Source organism: Nocardiopsis sp. MT53, assembly GCF_019598965.1.
Taxonomy (GTDB): domain Bacteria; phylum Actinomycetota; class Actinomycetes; order Streptosporangiales; family Streptosporangiaceae; genus Nocardiopsis; species Nocardiopsis changdeensis.
Genome location: NZ_CP080599.1, coordinates 7,001,845 through 7,019,151, shown reverse-complemented (window position 1 = coordinate 7,019,151; position 17,307 = coordinate 7,001,845). Strand labels below are relative to the sequence as shown.

12 protein-coding genes are annotated in these 17,307 nt (G+C 76.3%); 6 read left to right on the top strand and 6 right to left on the bottom strand.

All coding sequences use genetic code 11. The features are described 5' to 3' along the window. Positions 1 to 22 precede the first annotated feature (22 nt). A complete protein-coding gene (locus tag K1J57_RS31275) occupies positions 23 to 2,512 on the bottom strand; it encodes an ATP-dependent Clp protease ATP-binding subunit (RefSeq protein WP_220562274.1) in 2,490 nt (829 codons plus the stop codon). 168 nt (positions 2,513 to 2,680) lie between these two features. On the opposite strand from K1J57_RS31275, the gene K1J57_RS31270 reads away from it, so the two are divergent. Both K1J57_RS31270 and K1J57_RS31265 read left to right on the top strand, forming a co-directional pair. Beyond that, positions 2,681 to 3,988 carry a bifunctional o-acetylhomoserine/o-acetylserine sulfhydrylase gene (locus K1J57_RS31270; protein WP_220562273.1) on the top strand — a complete coding sequence of 436 codons (1,308 nt, stop codon included), beginning with the start codon at positions 2,681 to 2,683 and terminating at the stop codon, positions 3,986 to 3,988. After that, positions 3,985 to 5,154 carry a homoserine O-acetyltransferase gene (locus K1J57_RS31265; RefSeq protein WP_220562271.1) on the top strand — a complete coding sequence of 390 codons (1,170 nt, stop codon included), beginning with the start codon at positions 3,985 to 3,987 and terminating at the stop codon, positions 5,152 to 5,154. Before K1J57_RS31270 ends, K1J57_RS31265 begins: the two co-directional genes overlap by 4 nt. Here K1J57_RS31265 and K1J57_RS31260 read toward each other — a convergent pair. Beyond that, entirely contained in the window at positions 5,134 to 5,745 is a 612-nt protein-coding gene (locus K1J57_RS31260) for a hypothetical protein (protein WP_220562270.1), read from the bottom strand. The two genes, K1J57_RS31265 and K1J57_RS31260, sit on opposite strands and share 21 nt — an antisense overlap. Positions 5,746 to 5,809: 64 nt before the next feature. Next, a complete protein-coding gene (locus K1J57_RS31255; RefSeq protein ID WP_220562269.1) occupies positions 5,810 to 6,763 on the bottom strand; it encodes an aldo/keto reductase in 954 nt (317 codons plus the stop codon). A gap of 194 nt (positions 6,764 to 6,957) precedes the next feature. Here K1J57_RS31255 and K1J57_RS31250 point away from each other — a divergent pair, with 194 nt between their 5' ends. Beyond that, positions 6,958 to 9,063, top strand: coding sequence for a tetratricopeptide repeat protein (locus K1J57_RS31250; protein WP_220562268.1), 2,106 nt, complete (start codon positions 6,958 to 6,960; stop codon positions 9,061 to 9,063). A gap of 14 nt (positions 9,064 to 9,077) precedes the next feature. Here the strand turns inward: K1J57_RS31250 and K1J57_RS31245 are convergent, their stop codons facing one another. From K1J57_RS31245 to K1J57_RS31235, 3 genes are all read right to left on the bottom strand, one after another. Next, complete coding sequence (locus tag K1J57_RS31245; RefSeq protein ID WP_220562266.1) at positions 9,078 to 10,001, bottom strand: hypothetical protein; 924 nt, start codon at positions 9,999 to 10,001, stop codon at positions 9,078 to 9,080. 352 nt (positions 10,002 to 10,353) lie between these two features. After that, on the bottom strand, positions 10,354 to 10,893 hold the full coding sequence (locus K1J57_RS31240) for a hypothetical protein (RefSeq protein WP_220562264.1): 540 nt from the start codon (positions 10,891 to 10,893) through the stop codon (positions 10,354 to 10,356). A 114-nt stretch (positions 10,894 to 11,007) separates the two neighbouring features. Then, positions 11,008 to 11,820, bottom strand: a complete 813-nt coding sequence (locus K1J57_RS31235) for a DUF3592 domain-containing protein (protein WP_220562263.1) — start codon at positions 11,818 to 11,820, stop codon at positions 11,008 to 11,010. A 126-nt stretch (positions 11,821 to 11,946) separates the two neighbouring features. On the opposite strand from K1J57_RS31235, the gene K1J57_RS31230 reads away from it, so the two are divergent. The 3 genes from K1J57_RS31230 to K1J57_RS31220 all read left to right on the top strand — a co-directional run bounded on the left by K1J57_RS31230 (position 11,947) and on the right by K1J57_RS31220 (position 17,301). Then, positions 11,947 to 13,299 (top strand): hypothetical protein, encoded by a 1,353-nt coding sequence (locus tag K1J57_RS31230; RefSeq protein ID WP_220562261.1) that lies wholly within the window; start codon positions 11,947 to 11,949, stop codon positions 13,297 to 13,299. Positions 13,300 to 13,369: 70 nt separating this feature from the next. After that, positions 13,370 to 14,503 carry a hypothetical protein gene (locus K1J57_RS31225; RefSeq protein ID WP_220562260.1) on the top strand — a complete coding sequence of 378 codons (1,134 nt, stop codon included), beginning with the start codon at positions 13,370 to 13,372 and terminating at the stop codon, positions 14,501 to 14,503. Next, positions 14,503 to 17,301, top strand: coding sequence for a tetratricopeptide repeat protein (locus K1J57_RS31220; RefSeq protein WP_220562259.1), 2,799 nt, complete (start codon positions 14,503 to 14,505; stop codon positions 17,299 to 17,301). The genes K1J57_RS31225 and K1J57_RS31220 overlap by 1 nt, the downstream gene beginning before the upstream one ends. The last annotated feature ends 6 nt before the right edge of the window (positions 17,302 to 17,307 follow it).

Genomic DNA, 17,307 nt, shown 5'->3' with positions numbered 1-17,307 from the left:
GGGCCGCCGGGCCCGGACCGGATCAGGCCGAGGACGCGGTGGAGATCCGCAGGCCGTCCTCCCCGTCCGCGTCCACGACCACGTCGTCGCCCTCGACGAGCTGCCCGTCCAGCACCATCCGCGACAGCCGGTTGCCCACGTTGCGCTGGATGGTGCGGGCCAGCGGCCGCGCCCCGTACGCGGGCTGGTACCCCTGCCGGGACAGCCACCCCACCGCCTCGTCGGTGAAGCGGATCGTGATCCCCTGGGCCTTGAGCCGCCGTTCGGTCTCGGCCAGCATCAGCCGGGTGATGCGGTCCAGCTCCTCGCGGTCCAACTGCCGGAAGACCACGATCTCGTCGATCCGGTTGATGAACTCGGGCCGGAACTCCTCCCGCAGCCGCCGCATCACCCGCTGCTCGGTGTCGGGGTCCATCTGCCCGTCGCTCGTGAACCCCATCGGGGCCCCGCCGGTGATCGCCTCCGACCCCAGGTTGCTGGTCATGATCACCACCGTGTTGCGGAAGTCCACCGTCCGCCCCTGCCCGTCGGTGAGGCGCCCGTCGTCGAGCAGCTGCAGCAGCAGGTTGAACACGTCGGGGTGGGCCTTCTCGACCTCGTCCAGCAGCAGCACCGAGTACGGGTGGCGGCGCACCGCCTCGGTCAGCTGGCCCGCCTCCTCGTACCCGACGAACCCGGGCGGGGCGCCGGTCAGGCGGCTGGTGGTGTGCCGCTCCTGGAACTCGCTCATGTCGATCCGCACCAGCGCGTCCTCGGACCCGAACAGCGCCACCGCCAGCGCCTTGGCCAGCTCCGTCTTGCCGACCCCGGTCGGGCCCAGGAACAGGAAGCTGCCCACCGGCCGGTCGGGGTCGCCCAGCCCGGCACGGGAGCGGCGGATGGCCTCCGACACCGCGGTGACCGCCTCGTCCTGGCCGATCACCCGCTCGTGCAGCACCTCCTCCAGGCCGACCAGGCGCTCGCGCTCCTCCTGCGTGAGCCGGGCGACGGGGATCCCGGTGCTGCGCGAGACCACTTCGGCGATGTCGGCGGCGGTCACCTCCGGCACCGCCGATCCGGTGCCGCGCGCCTGGTGGACGGAGCTCCGGGCGGCGTTGATCTCGTCGCGCAGCGCCGAAGCCCGCTCGTAGTCCTCGTCCTGGACGGCCTTCTCCTTCTGCTCCTCCAGGTTCTCGAGCCGCTCCTCCAGCTCGCGCAGCGCGGAGCTGGAGGTCCTGAGCCGCAGCCGGACCCGGGCGCCCGCCTGGTCGACCAGGTCGATGGCCTTGTCGGGCAGGAACCGGTCGGTGACGTAGCGGTCGGACAGCTCGGCGGCCGCCACCAGGCTCTCGTCGCTGAAGCGCACCTGGTGGTGGGCCTCGTACCGGTCCTGGAGGCCGCGCAGGATCTCGATGGTGTCCTCGACCGAGGGCTCGGGCACCAGGATCGGCTGGAACCGGCGCTCCAGGGCGGCGTCCTTCTCGATGTTCTTGCGGTACTCGTCGACGGTGGTGGCGCCGATGATGTGCAGCTCGCCGCGGGCCAGCGCGGGCTTGAGCATGTTCCCGGCGTTCATCGACCCCTCGGCGGCCCCGGCGCCGACGATGGTGTGGATCTCGTCGATGAAGACCAGCAGCCGGTCGGACTGGGCGCGGATCTCGTCGATGAGCGTGGTGAGGCGCTCCTCGAAGTCGCCCCGGTAGCGCGTCCCGGCGACCAGCCCGGCCAGGTCGACCTGGACCAGGCGGCGGCCGCGCAGCGTCTCGGGCACGTCGTCGTCGGAGATGCGCTGGGCGATCCCCTCGACGATGGCGGTCTTGCCGACGCCGGGGTCGCCGATGAGGACGGGGTTGTTCTTGCGGCGCCGGGCCAGCACCTCGATGCACTGGTCGACCTCGTCGTCGCGGCCCACGACCGGGTCCAGGCGGCCCTCGCGGGCGAGCCCGGTCATGTCGGTGCCGAACTCGTCGAGGGTGGGCGTGGCGGACGGCTCCCCCTCGGCCTGTTCCGCCGCGGCGGGGGCCGGGCCCGCGGCCCGCTGGAGGCTCTGCGGGGTGACCCCGGAGTCGCGCAGCAGCCGCCCGACGGCGCTGTCGGGGTTGACGGCGAGCGCGAACAACAGGTGCTCGGGCGTGATGCTGGAGCTGCCGGTGGCGCGGGCGATCTGGAAGGCGTCCAGCAGGCCGCGCTTGGCGGAGGGGGTGAGCAGGGCCGAGGCGCGCACCGACCTGGGAGCGTGGGCGGCGGCCTGGTCGATCACCTCCTCCAGGCGGCCGGCGCCGCCCGCGGTGCGTTCGACGAGGTCGCGGGTGGGCTGGTACCGCAACAGGGCCCAGAGCAGGTGGACGCTGTCCACGTCGGCGCTGCCGTTCTCCAGGGCGCGGCGGACGGAGGCGTCGGCGACCTGGCGGGCCTCCGGGCTCATCAGCTTGGACAGGTCCACGCGGCGCACCTGGCCGCGCGAGGAGCCCAGGAACCGGGCCAGGAACTCGTCGAACGAGCGGTCGCCGTCGTCGGGAAGGTCGGTGGTCATCGTGTGCGTCCCCCGGGCGAGAATGTAATGACCCCATAACCCTAAGTGACGATGTGTCCGGTGTCCGGTAAGGGATTCCGTCGGAGGCCTGGTGTCAGGGTGGTCGCGGTGTTACGCTGCGATCAATTCCCTACTTTTCCTATCTGGATTAAAGGAACAGGTGCGCCGATGACCGTCCCCGAACACCGGTGGTCCTTCGAGACCCGGCAGATCCACGCCGGAGCGGCCCCCGACACCGCCACCAACGCCCGGGCCACGCCCATCTACCAGACGACCTCGTACACGTTCCGGGACACGCGGCACGGCGCCGACCTGTTCAGCCTCGCCGAGCCCGGCAACATCTACACCCGCATCGGCAACCCCACCCAGGAGGTGCTCGAACAGCGTCTGGCCGACCTGGAGGGGGGCGTCGCCGCCGTCGCGTTCGCCTCGGGCTCGGCGGCCGTCACCGCCGCCGTCCTCAACCTCGTCCAGGCGGGGGACCACATCGTCTCCAGCGCCCTGCTCTACGGCGGCACGTACAACCTGTTCCACTACACGCTGCCCAAGCTCGGCATCGAGGTGGACTTCGTCCGGGACCAGGACGACACCGACGCCTGGCGGGCCGCCACCCGGCCCGCCACCAAGCTCTACTTCGCCGAGACGCTGGCCAACCCCGGCGGCAACGTCCTGGACGTGCGAGCGGTCGCCGACGCCGCGCACGGGGAGGGCGTGCCCCTGGTCGTGGACAACACCGTGCCCACGCCCTACCTGCTGCGGCCCGCCGAGCACGGCGCGGACGTCGTCGTGCACTCGGCCACCAAGTACCTGGGCGGGCACGGCACCACCGTCGCGGGCGTGGTCGTGGACGCGGGGACCTTCGACTTCGGGGCCGACCCCGGGCGCTTCCCCGGATTCAACGAGCCCGACCCCAGCTATCACGGGCTGCGCTACTGGGAGGCGCTGGGCCCGGGCGCCTACGCCGCCAAGCTCCGGGTCCAGCTGCTCCGCGACACGGGCGCGGCCATCGCCCCGATCAACGCGTTCCTCATCCTCCAGGGCGTCGAGACGCTCTCCCTGCGCGTGGAGCGCCACGTCGACAACGCCCTGGCCCTGGCCGCCTGGCTGGAGGAGCGGGAGGAGGTCGAGAAGGTCTACTACGCGGGCCTCCCCTCCAGCCCCCACCACGGGCTCGCCGCCCGGTACCTGCCCCGGGGCGCGGGCGCGGTGGTCTCCTTCGACCTGCGCGGCGGCGTGGACGCGGGCAAGGCGTTCGTCGACGGCACCGAGCTGTTCAGCCAGCTCGTGAACATCGGCGACGTGCGCAGCCTCATCGTCCACCCCGCCAGCACCACCCACAGCCAGCTCACCCCCGAGGAACAGCTGAGCGCGGGCGTCACCCCCGGCCTGGTCCGCCTCGCCGTCGGACTGGAGGACGCCGACGACCTCAAGGCCGACCTGGAGCTCGGTTTCCGGGCGGCGCGGGCGCTGCGGTGACCTCCGCTCCCGGCCGTCCCGCCGCCCGGTGGTCCGGCCCCCTCAGGGAGGGTCCGGCCGGAGGATGGCGGGACGGCGACCCGGTCGGCGGGCGCCGCTGGGTGCACCTGCCCGCGCCCCTGGAACTCGAATCGGGGGAGGCCCTGCCCGGGGTGCGCATCGCCTACCAGACCTGGGGGCGGCCCAACGCGCGCCGCGACAACGCCGTCCTGGTCCTGCACGCGCTCACCGGCGACTCCCACGTCGCGGGCCCCGCCGGGCCCGGGCACCCCGAGCCGGGCTGGTGGGACGGACTGGTCGGCCCGGGCCTGGCCCTGGACACCGACCGGTTCCTGGTGGTGGCCCCCAACATCCTCGGCGGCTGCCAGGGCAGTACCGGGCCCTCCTCCACCGCGCCCGACCGGAGGCCCTGGGGGAGCCGGTTCCCGCACATCACCCTGCGCGACACCGTCCGCGCGGAGGCCGCGGTCGCCGACGCGCTGGGGGTCGAGCGCTGGGCCGCGGTCGTCGGCGGATCCATGGGCGGGATGCGCGCGCTGGAATGGGCGCTCACCCTCCCCGACCGGGTGGACCGGGCACTGGTCCTGGCCTGCCCGGTGGCCGCCACCGCCTGGCAGATCGCATGGACCTCGCCCCAGCTGCACGCCGTGCGCGCGGACCCGGACTGGTCGGGCGGCGACTACCACCTCACCGGCCGCGCCCCGGTCGACGGGCTCGGGGTGGCCCGGCGCATCGCCCACGTCACCTACCGGGGGCCGGGCGAGCTCGACACCCGGTTCGGCCGCCGGCCCCAGGACGGGGAGGAGCCGGGGCGCGGGGGCCGGTTCGCGGTGGAGTCCTACCTCGACCACCAGGCGTGGAAGCTGGCCCGGCGGTTCGACGCGGCCAGCTACGTGGTGCTGACCGAGGCCATGAACGGCCACGACGTCGGACGGGGCCGGGGAGGGGTCGAACGCGCTCTCAAGGACATGCCCGAACGCACCATCGTCGCGGGAGTGGACACCGACCACCTGTACCCGCTCGCCCGGCAGGAGGAGATCGCCCGGCACCTGCCGGTGCCGGGGCGGGCGCGGGTGATCTCCTCCCCCCACGGGCACGACGGGTTCCTGCTCGCGGTGGACCGGGTGGGGGAGCTGGTCCGGGAACTACTCGGCGACCTCCGCTGAGGCGGGTGCGGGGATCTCGTCCAGGGAGGCGGAGATCTCCCTCCGGCCCTGCCGGGCCAGGAGCAGGAGGTTGTGGGCGCAGCCCCACTCCTGGGACAGCCGCCCGTGCGACTCCTCCGCCTCCGCGAGCTCCTCCGGGTCCTCCCGGTCGAAGCCCTCGTACTCCAGCACGCCGTCCACGTCCCGCAGCTGCAGGGCGAGGGACTCGAAGTCGTCGGGACCGAACCCGTCCTCGGCCGGGTGCCGGCCGTGCCCGCAGGGCTCCTCGGCGAGCGGGGCCAGCAGGCGCACGGCCTCGGAGAACGCCCGGTGCACCTCGGTGCGCATCGTCCGGATGTCCGCCCACTGCCGATCGTCGTTGCCCTCGACCGTCGCGGCCCAGTAGACGACCGACAGGGTGGACAGCAGGGAGACCACGACGGGACGCTCCGCCGACAGGTCGGCGAGCAGCCCGGAGGCCGCCGCCTCGACGCGCCCGAACGGATCGTAGGAGGGGTAGCCCTGGAATATGTCCTCCAGGTCGGGGAGCCCGTCCTCGACGTACTCGCGCTGCTGCTCTTCGGTGAGGGGTCCGGTGATGCCGTTGCTCATGGGACGTGTGATGCACCCGGGACCGGAGTGGTTGCAGCCGGTACCCGGGTGCCCGTCCGCGGGGTCAGGGGGCGGACGCCTCGGTCAGCAGGTCGGCGGACTCGGCGTCCAGGACCAGCGTGTTGACCGGCAGCAGGTCGGCCAGCTGCTCGGGGCCGCGGGCGCTGGCCAGCACCGAGGACACCGTCGGCCGGTCGGCCAGCCAGGCCAGCGCCACGGCGGCCTGCGGGACGCCCAGCCGCCCGGCGACCGTGTCCAGGGCGTCGAGGACGCGCAGCGCCCGCTCGTCCTCCAGCAGCGCTCCGGCCGAACCCGCGCGCGGGCTGTCCACGCTCGGGCCGCCCGGCCGGTACTTCCCGGTGAGGAAGCCGCGCGCCAGCCCGAAGTACGGCAGCAGGCTCAGCCTGCGCTCCCGCGCCAGGGGCACCAGCGCGTCCTCCACGCCCCGCTCCACCAGGTTGTAGTGCGGCTGGACGCAGACCGGCGCGTGCAGGCCCTGGTCCGCGCAGATGTCCAGCCAGGCGCGGATGCGGTCGGGTGTGTGGTTGGACAGGCCGATGTAGCGCACCTTGCCCGCGTCCACCAGCTCGGAGAAGGCGCGGGCGCTCTCCTCCAGCGGGGTGTCGGGGTCGTCGAAGTGCGCGTAGTACAGGTCGATGGCGTCCACGCCCAGCCGTTCGAGCGAGGCGTCGGCGGCGGCGCGGACGTTGCCCGCGGACAGGCCCGGGAACTCCGGGTGCCTGCTCACCTTGGTGGCCAGCACCAGGTCCTCGGGGCGGCCCCGGTCGGCCAGCCAGCGCCCGATGAGGGTCTCGGACTCCCCGCCCCGGTGTCCCGGGGCCCAGGCGGAGTAGGAGTCGGCGGTGTCCACGAAGGTGCCGCCGCCCGCGACGTAGTCGTCCAGGACACGGAAGGAGGCCGACTCGTCCGCGGTCCACCCGAACACGTTCCCGCCCAGGCACAGCCGGGAGACGTACAGATCGGAGTCGCCGAGGGGACGGGGCTTGACGTCGTTCATGCTCACCACGGTTCTTACGGGGGCGGATGCTGCCGCGCACAGGCTAGGGCACCGCCGGCCCCGCTGCCAGTGTCGCGGCCCCGGCCGGGACCCCGGCCGAGAACGGTCACCCTCCAGGGCGGACGCGGGACCGTGCGGGACCGGATCGGTAGGCTGCCCCTACCCCGGCAGCGCGACACCCGTGAGGTGGCACCTTGAGCGACGAACGGCCCGAACCCGCCCGCACCGAGAACAGCGTCGGCGACGTCAGCGGCGGGACCACCATGATGGGGCGCGACATCACCGTGAACATGGTCGGGCCGCAGGGCGGCGGCGCGCCGCTCTACGCCGTCCCCGCCCCGCCCCTGTTCGTCAACCGAGACGGGGAGCTGGAGCGGGCCCGGGACTTCGCCCTGGACGGGGGCCCGCACGCCCGCGTGCTCGTCGTCCAGGCGACCCCGCGCGGCAGCGGGGCCACCGCGTTCGGGCTCAAGGTCCTGCACGAGGTCTTCGTCCGGGACCCGCGGCGCTTCTCCGGCGGTTACTTCTTCGCCGACGTCGAACGAGACGGGGTGGCCGAGTCCGTCAGCGAGATCCTGCGGCGGATGGGGGTCGAGGAGATCCCCGCCGGGCAGCGCAGGCGGCGCGACCGCCTCCAGGGGGAGTTCACCGGCCGGGGCGCCGTCGCCGTCCTGGTCGACTCCCCGGCCGGGGTCAACGACGTCCTGCCCTTCGTGTCCACCGCCCCCGGCAGCCTCACGGTCGTGGCGACCGCCCACGACTTCGAGTTCGACGAGGTGCTGCCGCACGTGCAGGACGAGTGGATCGGCATCGGCGCCCTGCCGGCCGAGCACGCGGTGGAGCTGCTGTGCGCCAAGGCCGGGGTGGAGCCGGAGACCGACGAGGACCGCCGCCTGGTCGAGGACCTGGCCGGCTACACCGGAGGCAGCCCGCACCTGCTGCTCCAGGTGGGCCGCAACATCCGGCGGCTGCGCCGCCGGGCCGACGGCGCCCTGGCCGCCGTGCACCGGAGCCTCATCGTCCCCGCCCCGGCCGGGCCGCGGGACGGGGACGGCGAGGGCGCGGGCCTGCCCGCGCCGGTGCACGCGGCGGCCGTGGCGCTGTCCTGCCACCCCGAGACCGACTTCGGGGCGGGGGTGGCCGCCCGCGTCCTCCCCGGCGAGGACGCCGGAGCCCTGCTGGCGGCCCTGGTGGAGGGGGACGTGCTCACCGCCGTACCGGGGGGCAGGTACCGGTTCCGGACCGCCCGCGCCCAGCGCGAGCTGGGGGCGTCGGCCCACGACCGGGCCGCCGTGTTCGGACGGGTCCTGGAGTACTACTTCGGGCTCGCCGCGGCCGCTCACCGGGCGCTGCTGCCCGGCCGCTGGCTCCAGGCCGACCTCGACCACGACTCGGCGTTCCCCGACACGGCGGGCCCCCGCTTCGAGGACGGCGGGGCGGCCCGCCTGGCCCTGGCCCCCGACCGGGCGGCCCTGCGCGCCGCCGTCATGCACGCGGCGGTGCGCGGCGAGCACCGGCGGGCCGCCGAGCTGTGCGAGCACCTGTGGGCGTACTGGTTCACCTCGGGCCTCTTCGCGGACGTGGTCGACACCCACACCGAGGTGCTCCGGCACGCCCTGGGCGCCCACCGCCTGTCGCCCGCCCGGCTGTCCCGCCTGTGCGTGCAGCGTTCCATCGCCTACCGGCGCGACGGCTCCCTGGAACAGGCGCGCGAGGACGCCGAACTCGCCCTGGAGCTGGCCCGGGAGGCCGAGCCGGTACAGCCGCCGGTGCTGCTCACCGCCCTGGAGGCCGTCGGCGACGTGGAGCGGGAGGAGGGGCGTCCGGAGCCGGCCGCCGAACGGTTCGCGGAGGCGCTGGCCGTCGCCGAGGCCGCCGAGCCGCTCGACCCGCGTGCCGTGCTCAACGCCTCCCGCAAGCTCGCCCAGGTCCGCCTGGAGCAGGGGGACCGCGACGCCGCCCGCGGTCTGCTGGTCCGGGCCCGCGACCTGGTGCTCCTCAAGCGCCCCGACGACCTGCACAACCGGGCGCGGGTCGGCGCCGCCCTGGGCGACCTGCTGCTGGCGTGCGGCGACCGGGAACGGGCGCTGGAGCAGTGGGACGTCGCGGCCGAACTGCACACCCGGCTCGGCGACGACCGCCGGACCGGCGACATGTACGTCAAGCGCGCCGACGCCCTGGAGCCGACGGACCCCGCCGCCGCGCGGGCGGCGCTGGAGACCGCGCTGGAGCACTATTCCCGGGCCGGGGCCCGCCACCTGGTGGCGCGGGTGCGGTCCCGGATCACCGAACCGGGCTGACCGGTCGGGGCCGATCAGGGCCCCAAGCGCTCCACCCCGACGCGGACCGCCCGGTCGCCGATCCTCACGGTGCACACCAGGCCGTCCGGTTCGGCGACGGTGCGGCGCAGCCGCAGGAACGCCGACGCGTACGCGGTCGGGTCCGGGGCGGCGGCGCCGCGCGGGACCAACCGGTGGCGGACGCCGTCGCGGTCCAGCACCAGGCAGGCGTCCCCGTCGGCCTCGGCGGCCAGCCGAGTGCCGGGCAGGGCGGCCAGGGCGTCGGCGAGCCGCCGCCACGGGTCGCCGGGCGCGGGCCCGCACAGCACCGCGTCGGCGGCGTCGCGCCACCGCGTCTGGGGCTCGTCGGCGTGCACGACCGTGTGCGGGCGGCGCAGCGACAGCCGCCCGGCGGCGACGGGCTCCGCCGGGCGCCGGGTCACCCGGACGGCGGTCGGGTCGGCGGGGTCGGGCTCGGCCGTGGCGATCAGCGGCGGGACGCCCGCGGTGTCGGGCCACCCCCGCCGGTACGCGGCCGGCGGCTCGGGCGGGACGACGCGCACCGGCCGGTCCGGTTCGGCCAGGTCCAGGATCTTGTAGAAGGCGGACCGCAGCACCGCCGCCGACCCGCCCGGGACCGAGGTCAGCAGGCGCGTGGTGGCGGCGAACCGGTCCGGGGTGTGCCGGGCGGCGTCCGCGGCCAGCTGGGGGAGCAGGGGCGCGTCCGGGTCGAGCCGGGTCGCCGCGCGGCCGAACCGGGCGATGGGGGAGGAGGTCGCCAGTTCGTGGTCGGGGAAGGCGCCGAGCACGGTGTGGGTCCCCAGCGCGGCGCCGTAGAACGTCACCGACCCGTGGTCGCCGATGACGTGGTCGGCCGCCACGAGGGCGGCCTGCCAGCCGCTGCGGGGAGGCAGGACGCGCAGCCCCGCCCGTTCGGCGTCGGCCAGCCAGGCGCGCACCTGCCAGGGGCCGTGGCCGTGCCAGACGTTGGGGTGCAGGGCCAGGGCGACGCGGTACTCGTCGACCGGAAGTTCCTCCAGCAGGCGCAGGGGCAGGTCGGGCCGGGCGCCGAGGAGGGAGGTGGGACCCCAGGTGGAGCTGATCAGGACCAGGCGGCGGCCGCCGGTCTCCAGGTGGTCGCGGTAGCGGGCGCGCCAGGGGAGCCCGGCGAGGATGCGGTCGTAGGTCGGGTCGCCCGCGACGACGGCGGAGTCCAGGGCCTCGGGGCAGGCGGCGGCGAGGCGGTCGCGCTGCTCGGTGTGGGAGAGGACGAGCGTCCGGGGGATGAGGGCGCCGTCGCGCAGGAGGGTCTCACGGGAGAGGCCGAAGACGGCGTCGGGGCCGGGAATGGAATCGGGATCGGAATCCGCGGGAAAGGCCCGGTCGGATTCCGGCTTTCCGGCTTTCCGGCTTTCCGGCTTTCCGGCTTTCCGGCTTTCCGGCTTTCCGGCTTTCCGGCTTTCCGGCTTTCCGGCTTTCCGGCTTCATCAGCTTATTATAACCGGCCCCGTGGGAGAAGACGACCATCGGGGCCTTGATCAGGTGCAGATCGTCCCCGTAGCTGGCCGAGACGGCGAGGTCGAATTCCTCTTCCACCGCCTGTTCCCAGGGGGCCACCGCCGCGCCGATGTCGGCGAGGAATTCGGTGACCCCCTCGCGGAAGTTCGAGGTTCGCGCCCGGGTGAAGACGAGCTGCACCCGGGGGTCGGATTCCAGGAGCGGGATGATGTCGAGAAGGCGGGTCAGCGCGGTGACCGTGTGCGCCACCACCAGGACCCGCCGGGCGTCCGGGGCGGTCGACCACCCCGGTGCGGCCCCGATGGGGACCCGGAGCCGCTCTCCGACCGACATGCGCCCTCCCGCGGCCCTCGTGTTCCTCGCCCGTGTTCCGTCCGGCGACGGAACAGCGTACCGAAGGCGCCTCCCCGCGGGGAACGCGGAGGGGCGGCCGCCTCCGGCACCGGATCAGTGGACGCCGGGGTTGGCGGGGGTCTGGATGGTGATCTCGTCCTCCTGGCCCGGCAGGTAGTGGACGGTGACCACCCGGCCGACCTGGAGGGACGTCGACAGGCGGGCGGGCAGCCGCTTGACCGTGCGGGTGTGGAAGACGCCGCCGTCGGGGCGGGTCACCGCGACCTCCACGTCCATCTCCGGGTTACCGTTGACCAGGTTCCCGGTCGGGCGGACCTCGGTGATGACGCCCTGAGCGGGGATCCCGTGCGCGGCGATCTCCAGCGCCCGCGGAGTGGTCAGCCCCGCCCGCAGCATCACCGCGTCGAAGGCCGCCTGCGCCGCCGCCTGGTCGCCGCTGCGGTCGATGGCGACCACGCCCGGGCGGTCGGGGCGGTAGCGCACCGGCAGCAGGACGCCCGGCTCCAGCAGGCCCACCTCGGCCGGGTCGAGCAGTTCCTTGGCCACGGCGGTGAACCGGTGCCCCTCCGGGGTCTCCACGTCCAGGGTGACGGCGATCTGCGGGGCGTCGTTGACGGTCAGCCCGGTGCGCCGCCAGTCGGTGACGGTGCCGACCGCGATCGGGGCGCCCGCCATCGCCTTCGCGCCGCCCAGGCCCCGGAGCGACGACTCGATCCTCAGCGTGAAGAGCGACGTCAGCAGCACGACGCCGCCGCCGATCGCCATCCCCAGGTACGACTCCCAGGGGCTGGGGAACCCGCCGGCCGGGGCGTTCAGCCCCAGCCACAGGTACCCGCCGAGCAGGCCCAGCCCGATCAGCACCTCGACGGCGAACACCAGACGCAACACCGTTCTCACCACGGACATGGGACGCCTCCTCGGCGGTCGGTCTCTCTCGGTCTCTCTGCCGTCCACAGTCCACACCGCGGCCCCCGCCTACCGATCCCAGGTTCCGGGCGGGCCGGCCGCCGACGGGCCGGGTATCGTCGTTCCGTGCCGGAGATCCCCGACGAACGACTCCGCCCCCGGTCGCAGGTCATCGACCGGGCCTGGCGCGCGCTCGGCCCCGGCCTGGAACCGCTGAGCGGCCCCGACGGCGCCCCGCTCACCCGCTCGGTGAAGCTGGTCGTCCTGCCCCTGGTGCTGCGGCCGGTGCTGCGCCCGGACCTGGCCGGGGACCTGCTCACCGCGCGGGCCGCCGACCTGGCTGCCGGGCTGCTGCGCGCCGACGGGCCCCGCCTGGTGGCCACCGCCCGCTGGTTCGCGCTGCTCAAGCGGGTGCGCCGGGCACTGAAGGTGGTCGGGGGCAACCCCCAGGACCTGTACTTCCAGCGGTGCTACGAACTCGCGACCGAGCACGGCGCCCCCGACGGCCCCGACGCCGAGGAGGTCGCCCGCGCCGCCGTCCTGGAGGCGGCCGACCAGGGCGACCGCACGGTGTCCGCCCTGCGCGGCCACCTGGCCGACCCCGCGCGCGCCCGCGCCGTCGCCTCCGCCCTGGCCGCAGCCTGGGAGTCCCGCACCCCGCCGCCGCCCGCGGGTCCGGTGCCGAAAGAGGGGACGCGGGCGCTGGCGGACGCGGTGCTGGACGGCTGCCCGGACGGCGGGGGAGGGGAGGCCTTCACCGCGCTGGTCGACGGGGGCCACGGCGGCGCCCTGGGCTCGGCGCTGTGGGGAGGTGCCGCCTCCGGGTGGGGCCGGCCCGGAGCGCCCGCGCACCTGGGCCTGACCGCGGAACCCGTCCCGCCGCCGCCCGCGGTGGGCGCGGGGGCCTCCACCACATCCCTGCCCGCCCCGCTGGACCGCAGCGTCTACGAGAGGGTGTTCACGCTGCTGCGGGCTCCCGGACACGACGGCCTGCCGCCGGTGCCCGAACTGGTGGACGCGGAGACGGCGCGCGCCTGCGCGCCGCTCGGGCTGACCGAGGAGTCCCTGCGCGTCGCGCTCCTGGTGGGCGGCCGCCTGGCCGTGGGCCTGGACCCGCTGGGTACGGGCACCGGACCCACCGCCGCGCACCGGGCCGTGGACCGGCGCTGGCGGCGCGAGTCCTCGGTGTCCCGGGCCCGCCGCGCCACCGTCGACCCCGCGGCCGACCAGGGTCCCTTCGCCGACCTGGCCCGCGCCCTGCGCGACCCGTGGACCGCCTACGTGCGCCGCCTGTGGGCGCGCCTGCACGGTCGCGACGCCCACGCGGTGCCGGTGTCCGACACCGCGGAGCTGTGGGCGCTGCTGGACGGCATCGCCTACTCGGTGCTGCGCGACCACCGCGCCCGCGTCCGCGCGGTGCTGCGGTCCCTGACCGCCCCCGCGAACGACACCGCCGACGCCTCCGGGAGTGCCGCATGAACGCGGTCCCGCCCCGCGCCCACCGGTCCCGTCCCGGAACGCCCGCCGCCCGCGGCCGGGGGAGCGGCGCATGACCGACGTGGAGATCACCGCGGTCGAGGGCGGCGTCACCGTCGCCGTCGCGGGCCGGGGAGCCGCCCCGCCGCTGTTCGCCTCCTCAGTGGTCGACGCCGACGGCGGGCTGCTGACCTGGCCGGACATCACCGCGTCCGGCCTGCCCGACGCGCACCTGGACGACGTGTCCGCCGCCCAGGGGTGGCTGTGGGACCTCTACGGCCCCGACACCGCCCGCGCGGTCGGCGCCGCCGCCCCCGGCACGGCCGTCCGGGTCCCCGCCGGGCCGGGCGCCCTGGAGCGGCCCCTGGCCGCCCTGGCCCTGGGCCACTGGGCGGCCCGCTGGTGGCCCGCCTCCCGCCTGGACGGCGTCCCGGCCCTGGACACCGACCTGCTGGGACTGGAACTGGCCGTTCTCGCCCACCGCGCCCACCGCGCACTGCCCCCGGACGCGGCCGCCGACCTGCTGCTGGAGCACCGCGCCGGGATCGGAGCGCTGCTCGACGAGGGCCCGCCCGGACTCGCCGCCGGACTCGCCGCGGTCGCCGACGCGGCCGGGATCGACGGCGGCGACATCGACGCCCTCACGGGCGCGGCGGCGCCCCCGGCCGCCCCGCCCCGTGCCGACGGCTACGCCCTCGCGGCGGGCCCCGGAACCCCCGGGCGCGCCCGGACCCTGGCCCGCGGCCACGGCGCCAACGACTGGTGCCGCCACCCCGCCGGGTTCCTGGACGCGGCGGAGACCGCCGTCTCCTGGACGGTCCTGGCCCACGGCGCCGCCCGCTCCGTCGAGGTGCGCGCGGTCATGGGCCCCCTCGGGCCGCGCGCGTCCGCCCACCCCGTCGCCGAGGTCGTCCCCGCCCCCGGCGCGGCCCCCGTCCGGATCCCCCTCGCACCCGAAGGTGACGCCTGGGTGGGCGGCGCCGGTCTGGACCTCCCCGCCACCGCCGTGCCCGCTCCGGACGTCGCGGTGCTGCTGCCCGGGTTCGACCCCGGCCCGAGCGGTCCCGGCGCCGCGGTCTTCCGGGACCGGCTGCGCTCCCTGGCCGCCCGCCGCCTCGACCTGGCCCGCGGTGCCCCCGCCGCCCCCGGCGAGCCGCCCCCGTTCGCCGCCGAGGTCCGCGCCGCCCGCGCGGACGAGGACTTCTGATGGCCGGCGGACCCCCCGACGAGATCCCCGTCGAGTACGGCGTCTTCTTCGGCGAGCCCTACGACGAGTGGCTGGCCAAGGCCGGGACCCTCCTCGAACTCCACCGCTTCCGCGAGGCCCGCGACATCCTCGACCGGCTCCTCGAAGCGACCGGCGGCCTCGACCCCTCACCCGTGGTCGACCTGCTGCGCGGCACCCTGCTCTCCGACCTCGGCCGCGCCCGCGTCGGCCTGGCCGACCTCACCGGCGGGGCCGCCGACCTGGACCGCGCCCTGGCCCTCCTGCGCCCCCTGGGACCGCACGTCACCGGCCCCACCGCCCGCCCCGTCTGGACCGGCATCCTCGTCCACACCCTCATCGAACGCGCCGAGAACGCCCGCCGCCTGGGCGACACCGGCCAGGCCGAGGCCCTGCTGGACGAGGCCGGGGTCCGCGCCGACGACAGCGTCACCCCCGAGGTCCACCGCGCCGAGACCGCGGGCGGCCGCGCCCTCCTCCTGGTCACCCGGGGCGAGTGGGGCGCCGCCGAAGAGCTGTACCGCTCCGCCCTGGCGGCCACCGACCCCGGCCTGCACCCCGTTCCCTACCTGCTCTCCGGCCTCGCGGACCTGCTCGCCGAGACCGGCCGCCTCGACGAGGCCGAGGACCTCCTCGCCCGGGCCGCGGAGCGCTTCCGCGCCCACGGCGGGGAGCCGCCCTCCCTGGACGGCGGCCGCGCCCACCTGGCCCTGCTCCGCGGGGACGTGGCCGAGGCCGAACGCCTCTACCTGCGCGCCTCGGTCGCGTTCGAGCGCGGGGGCGACCCCGTCTCCCTGGCCGCCTGCGAACAGGTGCGCGCGGCCCTGGCGCGCGTGCGCGGCTCCACCGACACCGCCCGGGCCCTGGCCGCGGCCTCCCGCGCCCGGTTCGAGGAGCACGGGGTGCGCGCCGCCCTGGGCGAGGGCCTGCTGGAGGACGCCCACCGCGCCCTGGCCGCCGGAGACCTGCCCGCCGTGCAGGAGCACGCCTCCCGGGCCCGCGCCCTCTTCGAGGAGCAGGGGGCGTTCGAGCGCTGCGCCCAGGTGGACCTGCTCATGGCCACGAGCGCCGCCGCCCTCGCGGAGACGGGGGCCTTCCCGGGCCGCGAACACGAGCTGCTGCGCACGGCCCTGGCCACGGCGGTGCCGGTCGCGCTGGCGCTGGCGGCGGTGCGCGCGGACTTCGCCACCGGGCACGCCCGCGCCCGCTGGGGCGAGCTCTCCCGCGCCGCCGCCGACCTGGCCTTCCGCCTGGCCTGGAGCACCGGGGACCAGGGGCTGCTGTTCGAGCTCGTGGAGGTGGCCTGCGCGGGCGCACCACTGGCGGTGGACCGCGCACCCGGCCCCGCCGACCCGGTCGCCGCGCTCTTCCCGCCTCCGGCCGCCCACGCCCCGGGCCTGCGGGTGGGGCCGGTGCCCCGGGTGGAGGTGTCGCCGGGGCGCTTCGCCCTCCAGGAGCACATCGCCGCGGCCGAGGCCCGCTACCGCCGCCCGGTGGTCTCCGACGGGTCCGTCGCCCCGGTCGCGGGGGCCGACCGCGCCTACCCGGAGCCGATGCCGACGGTGCTGGTCCGCCTGGCCGACGCCGGGGGGCTCTACATGTCCTGGCGCTGGACGGCGGGAGCCCAGGGGTTCGGCACCGGCTACGCGCCGGGCCCGGACACCGACGCCGTGCTGGCGGAGCTGTCCGCCGCCCTGCCGGGGCCGGAGGGGATCGCCGCGGCCCTGGGCGGCGCGCTCGCCGACCCGGCGGCCGAGCACGCCCTGGCCTCCCGCCTGTCCGAGGTGCTCTGGCCCGCCGAGCTCACCGACCAGATCCGCACCGTCGCCCGGGGGCTGGGCATGCGTCCCCTGGTACGGGTCCAGCCGTCCCCGCGCACCGGCCGCGTCCCCTGGGAACTGCTGGCGGCGGGCCCCGACGGCACCCGCCTGCTCGACCTCGCCGACGTGTCCCTGGCGGCCCCGGCCGCCCTCACCGCCGGCCCCCGCCCGGAGCCCGCGCCCGAAGGGCTGGCGGTGCTGGTCCTGGACCCACGCGTACCGGGCTTTCGCGCCGACGCGGAACTCGGCTCGGTGCTGGGGCGGCCGGGCACCGACCCGGACGTGCTCGCCCTGGTCGAGGCCCACCGCGCCGCCGACGACATGCTGCCCCGGGTGGCCGCGCCGCACGAGGCGCTACGGCGCACCGACCAGGACCGCCACTGGCTGAGCGGAGCCCTGCGCGCGGGCGCGCGCCGCCTGCTCTACGTCGGCCACGCCACCTCCGCCCCGGTGGAGGAGGGCCAGAGCGAGGACACCCTGCTCCACCTGTGCTGCACCGCCGACACCGGGGGCCACGCCGAACCGGTGCGCGGGCACCGCCCGCTCAGCGCCAAGGACCTGCTGCTGGGCACCCCGGACGGCCGGCCCGGGCACGAGGTGTGGCCGTCCCCGGCGCGGGTGGCGCTCATCGCCTGCGACAGCGGCGCCGACACCCGGTTCGCCGAACCCTTCGGCCCCGCCTCGGCGCTGCTGCGCAACGGCGCCGACCTGGTCACCGCGGCCCGGTGGGCGCTGCCGACCAACGCCGCCTTCCACCGCTTCGGCGGGGTCCCGGCCGGGGAGCGGCCGCTCACGGAGCTGATCGCCGCCGTGGACGCCGCCCACGACGCCCCCGCGCCGGTGCGCGTGCTGGCCGACTGGCAGCGCACCCGCCTGGACCGCTGGCGCGCCACCGGCGACCCGGCCGCCGCCCCCCTGCTGTGGGCGGCCCCGGCCACCGCCACCGCGGGCCCCCGCTGAGGGTCC

Bases quoted from the DNA above. Each gene is read 5' to 3' on its own strand.
- K1J57_RS31275 (WP_220562274.1), bottom strand. From the start codon at position 2,512: ATGACCACCGACCTTCCCGACGACGGCGACCGCTCGTTCGACGAGTTC.
- K1J57_RS31270 (WP_220562273.1), top strand. From the start codon at position 2,681: ATGACCGTCCCCGAACACCGGTGGTCCTTCGAGACCCGGCAGATCCAC.
- K1J57_RS31260 (WP_220562270.1), bottom strand. From the start codon at position 5,745: ATGAGCAACGGCATCACCGGACCCCTCACCGAAGAGCAGCAGCGCGAG.
- K1J57_RS31255 (WP_220562269.1), bottom strand. From the start codon at position 6,763: ATGAACGACGTCAAGCCCCGTCCCCTCGGCGACTCCGATCTGTACGTC.
- K1J57_RS31240 (WP_220562264.1), bottom strand. From the start codon at position 10,893: ATGTCGGTCGGAGAGCGGCTCCGGGTCCCCATCGGGGCCGCACCGGGG.
- K1J57_RS31235 (WP_220562263.1), bottom strand. From the start codon at position 11,820: ATGTCCGTGGTGAGAACGGTGTTGCGTCTGGTGTTCGCCGTCGAGGTG.
- K1J57_RS31225 (WP_220562260.1), top strand. From the start codon at position 13,370: ATGACCGACGTGGAGATCACCGCGGTCGAGGGCGGCGTCACCGTCGCC.
- K1J57_RS31220 (WP_220562259.1), top strand. From the start codon at position 14,503: ATGGCCGGCGGACCCCCCGACGAGATCCCCGTCGAGTACGGCGTCTTC.